General features: G+C 59.0%; 8 protein-coding genes and 1 pseudogene. 6 read left to right on the top strand and 3 right to left on the bottom strand.

The genetic code is table 11. The features are described from left to right. Positions 1-449 precede the first annotated feature (449 nt). From tssK to AC07FD_RS14290, 5 genes are all read left to right on the top strand, one after another. The gene (gene tssK, locus AC07FD_RS14310) at positions 450-1,787 is read left to right on the top strand and encodes a type VI secretion system baseplate subunit TssK (protein ID WP_095090140.1); all 1,338 of its coding nucleotides are present in this window, start codon (positions 450-452) and stop codon (positions 1,785-1,787) included. Between the two features lie 26 nt (positions 1,788-1,813). After that, on the top strand, positions 1,814-2,104 hold the full coding sequence (locus AC07FD_RS14305) for a type VI secretion system-associated FHA domain protein (protein WP_143748875.1): 291 nt from the start codon (positions 1,814-1,816) through the stop codon (positions 2,102-2,104). Further along, positions 2,094-3,380, top strand: coding sequence for a type IVB secretion system protein IcmH/DotU (gene icmH / locus AC07FD_RS14300; RefSeq protein WP_378920626.1), 1,287 nt, complete (start codon positions 2,094-2,096; stop codon positions 3,378-3,380). Before AC07FD_RS14305 ends, icmH begins: the two co-directional genes overlap by 11 nt. Positions 3,381-3,389: 9 nt before the next feature. Next, positions 3,390-6,251: a type VI secretion system membrane subunit TssM gene (gene tssM, locus AC07FD_RS14295; protein ID WP_478350343.1), complete on the top strand. Its 2,862-nt coding sequence runs from the start codon at positions 3,390-3,392 to the stop codon at positions 6,249-6,251. A gap of 108 nt (positions 6,252-6,359) precedes the next feature. Then, on the top strand, positions 6,360-7,973 hold the full coding sequence (locus AC07FD_RS14290; RefSeq protein WP_478350342.1) for a hypothetical protein: 1,614 nt from the start codon (positions 6,360-6,362) through the stop codon (positions 7,971-7,973). Positions 7,974-8,044: 71 nt separating this feature from the next. On the opposite strand, the gene AC07FD_RS14285 is transcribed toward AC07FD_RS14290, so the two are convergent. Continuing rightward, complete coding sequence (locus tag AC07FD_RS14285; protein ID WP_095090136.1) at positions 8,045-9,025, bottom strand: LysR family transcriptional regulator; 981 nt, start codon at positions 9,023-9,025, stop codon at positions 8,045-8,047. A 1,491-nt stretch (positions 9,026-10,516) separates the two neighbouring features. Between AC07FD_RS14285 and AC07FD_RS14280 the strand changes: the two are divergent. Beyond that, positions 10,517-10,728 (top strand): annotated as a pseudogene (locus AC07FD_RS14280) (SMC-Scp complex subunit ScpB); the annotation flags it as partial. A gap of 5 nt (positions 10,729-10,733) precedes the next feature. Here the strand turns inward: AC07FD_RS14280 and AC07FD_RS14275 are convergent. After that, positions 10,734-11,192 carry a hypothetical protein gene (locus AC07FD_RS14275; RefSeq protein WP_206073790.1) on the bottom strand — a complete coding sequence of 153 codons (459 nt, stop codon included), beginning with the start codon at positions 11,190-11,192 and terminating at the stop codon, positions 10,734-10,736. A gap of 296 nt (positions 11,193-11,488) precedes the next feature. After that, positions 11,489-12,703 carry a trypsin-like peptidase domain-containing protein gene (locus tag AC07FD_RS14270; protein ID WP_478350341.1) on the bottom strand — a complete coding sequence of 405 codons (1,215 nt, stop codon included), beginning with the start codon at positions 12,701-12,703 and terminating at the stop codon, positions 11,489-11,491. Between the last annotated feature and the right edge of the window lie 50 nt (positions 12,704-12,753).

The following is a 12,753-nucleotide window of genomic DNA, read 5'->3' as shown; positions in this document are numbered from 1 at the left end:
TCGTCAGCCAAGCCGCTCCAGCCTGATCGCCCGGAAATCTGCCCCGGTTACCGTGATCTTGTTCGCACCCGTCAGCGTCCGCCGGCGCTAATACACTGAAGATCAGCTCGCTGGCCGTCACGTGGACGCGTAAGCACCAACACGCAGTTGGGCGGTTTCGGTTGCCGCTCCGGCCCACAGATCGACGCTTGCCCGCCCCCGAATTCAGCAATCCGCACGCGGCATCAGATTGGAATTGGCGATGTCGCATTAGAAACGGCATCCGTTATCTCAATCCGAGAGCCCTGTATGGCAAATCGCGGCAGCCAGCAGCCTCTTTTGGCGACCCCAGACACTGCATTCGGGCCGCGAATGGTTGCATATCGGCTACGCATGTTAGGGAGCAGTAGAAGCCTGCTAAATTGCCGCTGCGGTTGAATCATCGGTGCGTCAGACGCGGGGCAGTTAAGGTGTCTTTAGAAAACAGGGTGGTGTGGTCGGAAGGCCTGTTTCTTCGACCGCAGCACTTTCAGCAGAACGACCGTTACGTGGAAAAGTTGCTGCGCGGCAGGACTGCCGCTCTACATGGCTATGGCTGGGGCATCACTGAGCTCCGCATCAATCGCGAACTACTCGCTCTCGGCAAGATCGCTGTCGAAACGGCATGTGGCGTCTTGGAGGATGGCACGCCGTTCAGCATCCCCGATGACGCCGACCAGCCAACTCCATACGATGTTCCGGAGTACCTTCGGGATTCGCTCATCCATTTGGCGGTACCGCTTCATCGAAGCGGGGCCGTTGAAACCGACGTGCGAGCGGAAGCTGACGTGCCGATCCGCTTCGCGGGCGTAAGTCAGGATATCATCGACACAAATGCCGGCGAAAGGGGCAGCGCCTCCATTGAGGTGGCGCAGCTGCGGTTTCAGCTCTTGCCGGACGCGGCGGATCGGTCAGCCTTCACTTGCCTCCCGATCGCCCGTATCATGCAAGTCCGGGCCGACCGGCAAGTCATTCTCGATGAGGCGCACGTCGCGCCAACTCCCGACTGTGCCAGCTCCCACGTCCTCTCGAACTACATCACCGAGATCACTGGCCTGCTTCACCATCGTGGTGAGGCTTTGGCCGCGCGAGTTTCGCACTCGGGGACGCATGGGATCGCGGAAATCGCCGATTTCCTTCTGCTACAGGCGATCAATCGTTACGAGCCCTACTTCTCCCACCTTTCCAAGGCAGCGGTCGTAAACCCGGAATCACTGTATGGCGTCATGCTCCAACTGGCGGGCGAACTAGCCACCTTTGCCCTGGTTGAGAAACGTACTCAGACCTTCGGTGACTACAAGCACCACGCTCTCGCGCATACTTTTTTGCCTGTGATCCAGTCTATCCGGTCGTCACTAAACGCCATACCCGAACAGACGGCGGAGCCGGTGCCGCTACGGCCGCACAAATATGGGTTCCATATCGCCGAGGTGACCGATCGGTCGCTGTTTACGACCGCAAGCTTCGTGCTGGCCGCTCGGGCCGATGTCGAGATCGAGCGACTCCGACGCGAGTTCCCGCGCTATGTCAAGATCGGGCCGGCCGAGAAGATCGAAGAACTCGTCAAAGTCGCATTGCCGGGCATCACCATCAATCCCATATCGGTCGCGCCGCGTCAGATTCCGTTCCATGCTGGATTCACCTACTTCGAGGTCGATCCGCACAGCCGCTGCTGGATGGACTTGCCTCGCTCCGCCGCGTTGACCCTGCACGTCGCCGGCGACTTCCCCAAGCTCGAAATGGCACTGTGGGCCATTCGGGCCTGTTAGCAAAACAGTTTCCTGGGGCGCCCACTATGCAGAAGGCTCTGTTCTGTGTCCGTGAACGTCTCTCCCCATCAGCGATCGAAAGGGCGCTGGGGCGGACCCGTTCAATCTGGCCCAGCAAACATAAGGCGGCAAGCTGGGATGCGTTCGGCCGTGTCCTGGATGAAGTCGTCTCAAGCATCGAAACTGATAAGCTCCGAAGCTTCGACGCCCACTTCGAATCCGCGTATCGCGAGGGCGTCGGCGACCTGCACCCGGCACAGGGCCGTGACGAGAGCGCCCATTCCGAGAGGCATGAGCTGGGGGGTGATGTTGATTGAAAAAACGATCCCAATTTACCAGCCACCGGCCCGTTTGCCAGCCGAGAAGCCGCTGGAAATCCCTCCGCCGCCGGCGGCGGCACCAAACGAGTCTTTCTGGGAGACGCTTGCGCTCCATCAACCTAATCCGCTGATCGCGGCCGCGGCGGCGCTGCTGGGCCTTTGCGCTCAACTCAAGCGCGGTGGCAGCCATTCCGACGTTGAGGGATTGCGCCTGAAAGTGTTGCAAGAGATTGGTGCCTTTGAGCGTCGTATCATGCCGCTTGGACTGTCCTCCCCAGCGATCAAGATCTGCAAATACGCCCTTTGCGCGACAATCGATGACGTTGTTCTCAACACACGCTGGGGCAGCCACAGCGTCTGGATGACACGGAGCATGGTCGGATCACTGTTTGGCGATACCTTCGGTGGCGACCGTTTTTTCGACGTGATGGCGCACCTGAGAAAAAAACCGCGCGCCAATCTCGAACTCCTAGAACTGCTCTACTACTGCATAAGGTTGGGCTTTAAGGGCCGACACCGGGTCACTATGCGCGGAGCCGCCGAGCTCAGCGTACTTTGCGAAGACGTTTACCGTCTGATCCGCCGAGGCCGCGGTGATTTGGAGCGCGACCTGTCCCTGCACTGGCGCGGGGACTGTGAAGATCGGAAACTGCGCCGCAAATTCGTTCCGATCTGGGTCGTCGTAGCGCTCTTGGCAGGTGTCCTCCTGTCGATCTATACCGGGCTCCTGTTTGCACTAAATGCCCGCGCTGACACAGTCCTCAACGATCTCGCGAAATTGCCGCCGAACGGCACAGGGAGCGTGGTGAGGATCGTACCGCAACCAGCCGTTGCATTGCGCGGCGATCGACTGCGTCACTTTCTCGAGCCCGAAATCCGTGATCGACTCGTCACTGTGAGCGAGGACGCGCAGCAGGTCGTCGTCACCATCCACGCCGCAGGGATGTTCGATTCTGCGAGTCCGAAGGTGAAAAAAACATTCGTGCCGCTTCTTCTGCGGATCGGCCAATCTCTTAATGATGAGGCAGGAACGGTCGTCCTGATCGGGCACACCGATGCCATGCCCATCCAATCGCTCGTCTTTCCTTCAAACCACTACCTCTCGCTTGCCCGTGCCAAGGCGGCTGGCGAGATTATCAAATCCATGATGAGCGACGCAGGGCGAGTGCGAGAGGAAGGCAAAGGCCGCGCGGAGCCGATCGCGCCGAACAATACGCCCGAAGGCCGCGCGCAGAACCGTCGCATCGAAATCATCATCAGGAAGACACGCTAAGAGGCAGCCATGAAGTCAATCCGAAAGACGCTTCGGTCGCTATGGGTGCGTGTCAGCTTGGCGGGCATCGCCTGTGCTTTAATCTTCATCCTCGGACCGCACATCTCGGTCGGTGAATCTACGCCACTCGACGACCTCGGCAGTCAAATTGCGGCGTCGATGGTGATTCTCGGATATGCCGTGGGCGTCGCGCTTCAGTCTAAACTCGACGGGGTTCGGGCTTATTTCGAAGACCTCGTCCAATCACAAGTGTCCGACGCGCTGGACGGGACTGGGGCAGAGCGAAAGAAGGCGAATCCCGCGAGTTCCGACCCCGACGTGGTCCGAGCTGGCACGGCTGCTGAAAAGGAGCTGCAGACGACACTCCTTCGTCTCCGCGAGACCCTTACTATCCTCAAGGGGCGCCGCTTGGCCGGAATCGTCGGCAAGAGCTGGCTCTATCAGCGGCCATGGTATCTGGTCATCGGCCCCCCCGGATCGGGCAAGACCACCGCAATCGTCAATTGCGGGCTCAGCTTTCCGCTGGCGGACAGGTCCAGCCGGAGAGCCCTCGGGCGAACGCGCAGCTGCGAATGGTGGATTGCCGACGAAGCGGTGCTGATCGACGCCGCCGGCCGCTACACGATTCATGAAAGCGATTCAGAGCGGGACAAAGCGGCTTGGCGCGGCTTGCTTCGGCTGCTCCGTCGCTATCGGCCGCGCCAGCCGCTGAACGGGGTCTTGGTAACCATCGCAATCAGCGACCTGAACTCGACATCCGACGACGTGAGCGTCGACCAAGCCAGTTGCATCCGTCAGCGGCTCCTTGAACTAAACAGGGAGCTCCGCCTGCAGCTGCCGGTCTATGTTCTATTCACCAAGAGTGATCTGGCGGCGGGATTTGTCGAGTTCTTCGGTGAACTTGGTGGCGAGGGGACGGAGGCCGTGTGCGGATTCACATTCGCGAGAGAGCCTTCGGAGGGCGACGGCGATCCGATGGAGTCTTACATACCAGCATACGATGCGCTGGTTGGCCGCCTGAACGAAAGGCTGCTTGAACGAATGCAGCAAGAAAGTAACCCCCAAGGTCGCGCACTCATATTCGACTTTCCACAGCAGGTTGCTAGCCTGAAGTATGTGACCGAGCAGTTCTTGCAGGAGGCATTCGCCCGGAATCCGTTTCAGGAGCCGATTATGCTCCGCGGCGTCTACTTCGTAAGCGGGACGCAAGTCGGCACGCGGTTTGATCGCGTTGCGGAGGCCAGATCTCAGATATTCGAGGTCGCTAGGCCGCCTTGTCCTGGGCTCCCTGGCCCGCGGCGCAGTTATTTCATCGGCCGGCTGCTCCGCGATGTCGTTTTCGCCGAAGCTGAGCTCGTCGATGCCGATCCCCGCTTCCTCCGGCGTCAGCGGCGGGTCCGATATGGCGTCTATGCGATCGGTGCGGCGGCCATGATCGCCGCTGGCGTCTTCTGGACGGTCACCTATGTTCGAAACGTCACGCTGATCGAGAGCGTTCGTCTAACAGCTGACAGCTATGCCGCAGAGGCCAAGAAGCTGAACCTCGACCGGGTTGATAACAGCGAGCTTCGACCCATCCTGCCATTGCTCCAGCGGCTACGCAATATCAGGGGCGGCAATGCCGACGGCGACACGGCGGGCGATCGCCTCGCGGGATTGGGTCTCGACCAAAGCAAGAAAATCTCGCTTCAAGCGCGCGCGGCGTACCACCGCGCTCTCAATACTGTCCTGCTGCCACGGCTGATCTCCCGCTTGGAAACATTACTTGCGGAAACACACGATCCTTTGTTTCTCTACGAGGTACTGAATGTCTACCTGATGCTGGGTAAGCAGGCTCCGCTCCAGCGCGAGGTCGTCAAGAACTGGATGGCTGTTGACTGGCGCGTGATGTTTCCGGCCGAAGCGGACGCCGATCTTCGGCACGCGCTCGCTGATCACCTCGACGCCCTCCTGGACCCGCCACTACCTCATGTAGCGCTTAATAGTGAACTGATCGAGAAGAGCCGCGCGAAACTGCAGGCCGTCTCGATGCCCCGCGGCGTGTTCGACATCATCGCGACCAGTCCCGCGGCCTCGCAGCCGCCCACTTCGAGTCTGGACGACCATGCCGCGCCGTTAGCGGAAACCGTCTTGGTCCGTAAATCGGGACAGCCGCTCAGTGCTAAAATTCCTGGCCTTTATACACGAATGGGTTTCTACGGGACTTTCCTGCACTTGCTGCCGCAGGTGGCTGACGCTGTCGCTGCAGAAAGCTGGGTGCTCGATGCACAGGCAGTCGCGCCGGCCGCGGCCGGTGACGTGAGCCAGCAGCTGCGGCGCCCGGCGGCAGACCTCCACCCCCGGGAGTTCGCGTTCCGCCGGGACCAGCTCATTGGCGATGTGTCTCTGCGCCCAATTGGCACCATGGATGACGCGCTGCGAACTTTGGATACGCCGACCGCGCCGACGTCGCCGATGCTGCGGTTCCTTGTCGCGACGGCGCAAAAGTTAAGGCTCGAGCAGCGACCGGCCCCCGAGGACGGAATGACGAAAGGTAACGGCGTCGCAAAGAGCGAGGCACCACCAACTGACGTTGCGGAACTGATCCGCTCGCGAGCGGTCGCGGACAAGCCTGAAGCTTACGTCCGGCTCTATATGGACGATCATCTTAGGTGGCTGCACCAACGCGTCGACATACTGCCGAATAGTCAGGTGAGCGCGCAGGCGCCGATCGACAGTGCGCTCCAGAATCTCGGCGAACTGTATCGTTCGCTCAGCCAGACCCAAGGGCTGACGGGTTCGGACTGCTTGGAAAAAGACGATCAGGCGGGCGTTGCGATCCGCCAAATTGAGTCGGGAGCCACCAATCTGCCCGAGCCTATCAAACAATGAACTCAGAGGCGAGCTGAAGACGCCAGTTACTTTGATGGGTGAGCGGATCCTGTCCCACCCTTCACCCGACACACCATAATCAAGGACAGGATGAACTGGAGACAAACAATGGCTAAGGCCCATAACAGGCAAAGAGCACTGACGTTCCTGAACCTGATCGAACAGACCAAAGGCAAAGCCGATGTGGAGTTCTGTTTTGCCGTTGGCACAATCGGGGATCCGGAGGAGAAAGCTGTCGTGCTGGTGAAGAAGAGCGGGCTCAATAGTCTGGTCGGAATCCTGAAAAAAATGCCTTATGAAACCGGTGAGGATGGTAAAGCAGACGGCTTTGCGCTTCTGCAGCGCGGCACAGGCAAGATGAACGAAGACGGCGTTATCCTTCTGCGACTTGCCCGCGGAGGCAAAGCCGGATTCCAGCAGGTGAAAAGGAGGATGAAAGAGTATTTCAGGGGCTTCGGCCTGAGGCTACCCGACATGGAAGAAGCTGGAGTGTTAACGGAACAAGACGTTCGGTTATTTGAAGGCACTGTCATGACGAACTCTCAATATCTCCCGGCAGACGACGATGAACAACCGACGAACACCGTCAAGAACGCCGAGGATACCCTTTCGGAACGTGTCGAAAACGGGGAGGGGATAGACCGGAGCGAAGCGGAAGGGCATTCGCAGCGGCCTCTTTCGGACGTGCTGAAGCAGGGCGTTGCCAGCGCGGCGGCAACAATTTCCAATCACGTTCTAAGTCTGAGCGAGCAAATCGGCGCGGGCCAGACCGCCGAGTTGGCCCGATTGACTAAGAAAGTTACCGATTGGCTTGGGCCGATGCTGGCTGCGACGCCCCCGGACGAGCAGGAGGCAAAGCTGCACAACTCCACCAGCCGGTTAATGCTGATGTTGGCATGTCCTGAGAATCTGCGAAATCTCCAATACGTGGACGAGACGGCCGACGGCGTGGTCAAGGACGAGACACACGGCTCCGGCCCGGAAGAGATCGCGGTAAACGGCATAGATCTTAACAGAGTCCCGACCAACTCCCTCAAACAGGACGAGGTGATAGAGACCTTGTTTCGCCTGGCCAAGGCCAAGGCTCAAGAGCGACAGCTTTCCTTTGCCCTGGCGGAGGCGAATTCTGAAAAAATCGCGATGATAGTGTCGTCGCAATGGCCCAAGGAAGAAGGCGATGCAGCCCGCAGGCGCGAGATTGTCGAGCGTCTGATCGCCGTGGTGGAGCAGCGGCTTGGCAACGATGATCACCTCGTTGATCTGCTTGGCGTCAAAGTGACCGACCATCAGAAAGGCAAGAAGGTCATCGTGAATTTGGTCGAAAACATCAAGGACACATGGGAGGCGTGTCTCGGCACTGCGTTGACACTGAGGGACGACGTAAAGAGCAGGATCAACCGGCTGATCGATGTGGAAACCCGTGGCGGAAGCTGGAGGCGTGTCGACGACATCTTCCTGCAGTTCAATGATGAGCTCTCGGATCAACTCACCGCCCTCATCGAGGAAGAAGGCGAGGCAATGCCAGGCGCGATTGAGCGCCTCGAAGCCACAGTCCATAGCAAGCTCAGCTATCTCGACAGCAACGCGACTGTTGCATTGCTCGATAATCCTCCAATGGACCTCGGCCCGGGCACCATCGGGCAGACGCTGCGGGCGGGGCTCGCCGACATCATCAACGGCCTAAAGCGCATCAAATCCTCGCACGCAACATCCGCGCCCTAGAGAACGACGGCTTTATCAATCTGCAACCGAACGCGCCATCCTGGCCCTGACTGGCATGCCCGACTTCAACGCTATTGCGATGTGACGAAACATTCGGCCGTCGGGCCTCGGTTTGTTTCGACGGTTTTGTTGTGGGGGCTCAGCGCGGCGGCGATCTCGCGGCGCAGCCAACTATTGCCCGGGTCGTGATGGCAACGCTCGTGCCAAATCAACCCAATCTCATAGGTCGGCAGTTGCACAGGCGGGTCGACGACCGTCAGCGGCAGCATGGCGGCGAGTCGCGCAGCAACGAGCTGCGGTACGATTAGCACCATGTCGGTTGTCGAGATCACTAGGGCAGCCGTCAGCACGTCGGAAACCAGCATTGGGTCTTGGTCCGGCAAGCTTAACCTAGCCAGGCTATCATAGATCAGGCCGAAACCGCCGTTGAAGTTCGAGGAGATGGCCGCGTGGCGGAGCGACGCAAGATTCTCCCTGGTCCATCCCCGTGTCACGGCTGGGTGTTCGTGGCGTACCAGGCAAGCAAAGCGGTCGGTGTACAGGCTGCGCCGCATGTAGCCAGGGGGAGCGGCGTCAATCTGCCCGATCGCCAGGTCGATCTCACCCTGCTCAAGCCGGCTCGCGGCATCGCTGAGGAGCCGATCGGTGGCAATGTCGAGATGAATGCCGCGCTCGTACAGCCGCGGCAGCAAGAGCAGCGCTTGATGGTCGGGTAACATGATCGTTGCCTTCCACCGCCTTTCCGGGGAGGCGGAGCGGCTCGTTACGATCTCACTGATCGAATCTAACGCTGCCGGCAGCATTTCGGCGAGGCGATCGCCGAGCGGCGTCGGAGTCAATCCGGTTGAGGCGCGAACCAGGAGATCGTCATCGAACAGGCCGCGCAGCCTTGCCAACGCCCGGCTGGTTGCCGGTTGGCTTCGGCCAACGTGGTGGGCCGCACGAGTTACGTTACGGTACTCCAGCAGCGCCTCAAGCACGATCAGCAGGTTCAGGTCGATCGATGCAAGGTTCGGCATCTGCCGTTGCCGCGCGGCGTTACGACGTTTCATTAGCTGCGATCCCACGTACTCTTTTGCCTTCTTCCAGCCGCAAGCAGGCTCAGCCGTTTGTCTCTCCTCTTGGGAGGGTAGTGTTCTGCGAGCTTCCTCGCGGGCATCGGCTCTGCATGTCGGTGCCACTGAGGCTCTTGGGAGAAACCGGGGTCAGCACAGCACAATCCGCGTTTCGGCGAAGCCGGAATTGCAAACCGATTCGTTTGGCCGCAGTTGCCTTTGGTCGAATCCTCACCCCTCCGATCAACCGGGCCGTGCGTGGTCACCGGGACGGCGAGACGGCAATTCATGAGCTTGGCCTTGTTCCGACAATTCTCGCTCGCGGCCGCAAGTAACGATTGCAGCAGCCAATTCGCCTCCGCTTGACGAGGCAGTGGTCCTCATCTGAAATCTCAGCGAAAGTCACAGACTTAGTTCCGAATAGAGCGGTCTCGTCTGAGTGCCTGGATGAGTGAGTGGATCTATCGTCTCTGCTTGCGCGTCGCATAATAAATGCCGCCGTCCTTAGGCGATTGACAGTGTCATCATTGGTAATAATCATGAATGATAAAAAGAAAGGCAACTTGGTTAGACACCTTTTCTATTTGGCTTAACGGCTTGTACATTTGATAATTATTTGATAGCCGCATCATTATATTAAGTATGATATATACGCTCCTTTACAGAGGTGAGCATCCTTCTTGACGTCCTGTTTAAAGTGACTTGCCGCGTTCGGCGGCCGGAGACTACATGGCACAATGGCGTTGACCCGCTGACCTAAGATGTTGCGATAGGTCTACCCTACCCAGCCGTTTGGAATTGCTAAGAGTCTATGAATTTTTTTGAAGGAGATGTTGCGACTGACGCGTATTGGCGAGTGCTGATCAGGAAGGGGAGCATGAAAAAGCTGGGGGTCGTCAGGCGGCCAGCTTGGGTGCATTTTCTGGTCTCAGCCGTTTCTCGCCAGCGCTTGAAGTCGCTGTCGAGCGTGCCGTCGAGGATGCGCGTTCGCAGTTGGACGCCACGCGGCGTCCATTGTATTTGTTGCTTCTTGGGCAAACCGCTTGGCGATTGCCTGATTGATGGTTGACTCAACGAAGGGCTTGAACGACCTCCCGAGAACGGTGGCGTTCAGCGAAGTTCGGGATGAGATCGGCAGCTGAACTTCTCCAAATATCGCCGCAGCTTGCGTGCCTCTGGCAGCGGACGCCGATTAAAGCGCGTGTCGCGCTTAATCGGCCTCATATCCGGCAGCCTTGAAGAAGTTTCGACACTGTGTCGGGTCAAAAAGGTGGCAGATTTCGCCGAGAGCGTCGGAGAGGGCGTTGAAGGTTCTGGCCGCCTTCTTGCGCAGCAGCGCCTTGAGCTTCTCCCGGCGTCGTATTGCGCCATAGTCGGGATGTTATCGTCCCTAGCAGAGGAGCCATCTATGTCCGAGCTTGCCACAGTTGGTATCGACCTCGCAAAGAGTTGGCCCACTCTGTCTCCATACCCGTCGCCGCAATAGCGGTCGACCTGATCGGCCATCTGCGCGGTGCCGGTCTGATCGCCTCCGGTCCGCGCAGCCCAACACCCGGCGCGCCCTACACCTACGTCACCACCAAAGAATTCCTGCTGGAGTTCGGGCTTGAGACGCTGCGCGACTGCCGGATTTCGAGGCGCTCGAGGATGCCGGGCTGCTGTCAAAGGAGAAGCTGTTGCGTTTCATGCTTGCGGGCTGACGATATCAATCCATTGTGCGATCGCCGATGGTACCGAGCGGCCCGTCTGCCTCAGATCGTACAGGCACTGTTCGCCCACTTGCACACGGCAGACCGTGAAGGCCAACCCCTCCTCGACTGTTGTCTACGTACACCGATGCATCGGCAATCATTGACGCTGCCCCGATGGCTCTTTGGGTTTTCGGGAACCGGCGCAGCAGCCGCTCCGTCTCAACGTCATGCCCATGTTCCGCGACACGAGTCTGAACGCGCAGGATTGAAAGTTCGACATTGGCGAGGCCGACGAATAGCAGCAGAACAAAATAGCCTGCTGCCTGCATGTCACGGATGAGATCGAGCTTGGAATGAACGATGCCATCCGGAAGCTCTTCCCAATACGAAAAGACCGTCTCCATAGCGAAGGGAACTTTGGACTGCATCGCATGGCCGACGAAAGCTTGAACGCCATCCTGCGCCACCTTCATCCAGCTTCTATCGGTATCCCTGAGAGATTGTGCCCGGGAACAAGAGCCCCATCGCTGCCCGTTTCAGGCAGAATCGACAGCATCATCCGGTCAGCATTGATGAGTGGAATTTGCAGACGATCCGACAGGACTTTCCGCCACATCGTGGACTTTCCTGAACCGTTGTGGCCTGCGAGGACGATAGCGAGCGGCTTTTTCGAAGAGGGTCGCGATCGTCACGACAAGGAAGGCACGAATCATCGTCTAGCTCCGGGTCTTTGACGAGGCGGAAGGCGCGCGCCGCGAGCGAGGCGGGTTCACCTGACGCCGAGATCGACGCCCAGCTCTGCCGAAAGCGACCCCAACCGATCCTTCAGCCAGCACGTAGGCTTCTTCTTCACGAACGCAAAGGCGCGGCATTGCAGAATGGCCTCACACACAATGTAGCATCCCACGAAATCTGTCTTTATGCGCGCGTAGTCGCCGCCCACCATGTCACGACCAGAAGCGACGGCGAACGTGGACACCAGCACGCTAGAACTCAGTTCTTCGGCCACGCTGGCCGACGCATCCGGGTTCTTCACGAGCAACTTGGCGTCGCTCTTCAGAAAGCAAAATCGAGCCAGCTTGTTGTAGGTCGAAGCTCGGCAAGAACGATCGGCATTGCAGGCTGCGTGGCATTGAGCCTCGGAAACGTTTCGCAGCGTCGCGTAGTCAAAACCGATCACGTCGTAATCGTCAACGCTGCGGAAGGGTCGCGACGCCACGTAGGGCTCGGGGGCGGGGCTGCTCGTAGCGGGCGCCGCGTCGGTGACAGCAGCACTCTCACGACTATGGCAGAGGACCAGCACCACAGCTGGTGCGACTTTCTCTGCGAGATCCGCAGTCTCCAGGTGCGGCCCGATGGCATCGACGGCATCGAATGCCACGCCTCGGCTCTGAAGGAACGATCGAACCGCACTTCCCCTGACGGCGAAGTTGACGTTCTGGGGCACATTATCTGTGCCGGTCGCGCGGTCGTTTAGGACCGCCGTCGTGATACCGAGGACCGCACCGCTTCGATCTACGAGGGGACCGCCGGAATTGCCTGGTTGAATTGGCGTAGAAATCTGCAGGTAGCGGGAGTCGTCACCGATTCCGAGTAGCGAGTTCACGTTGCCGGTCGTGATCTTCACTGAACTCGACAGGGCGGTCGTTAGCGGGTAGCCGAACGCCGCGACGTCTTCTCCCAGCCGCGGCTCAGAATTCCTCAACTTGAGGACAGCCGGTACGGCGCCAGCACTCTTGTCAACAGCCAAGTCCTTTTGAACGTCGACCTTAAGGTCGGTGACCTCACCTCGGCCGACCACCGTTACGCTCTTGCAACCGTCGACGACGTGCGCGTTAGTGACCAGCCATCCGTCGGCGCTGACGAAAAACGCCGTGCCCGATGATGAGACATCCGATGATTGCGACCAAGCTGGATGGATGGCGCAAATCGACGCCATCACTGCAGCACTGACGGCGATACATCGCTTCGAGAAACGAAACACAGTAAAACAGACCACAGCCTAGTCGAAGCTTTTAATCTTGTCAGGCACGA

The sequence above is a fragment of the Mesorhizobium waitakense genome (genome assembly GCF_056431085.1).
Note: the sequence above shows the minus strand (reverse complement) of the source record. Positions and strands in the feature narration are given on the sequence as shown.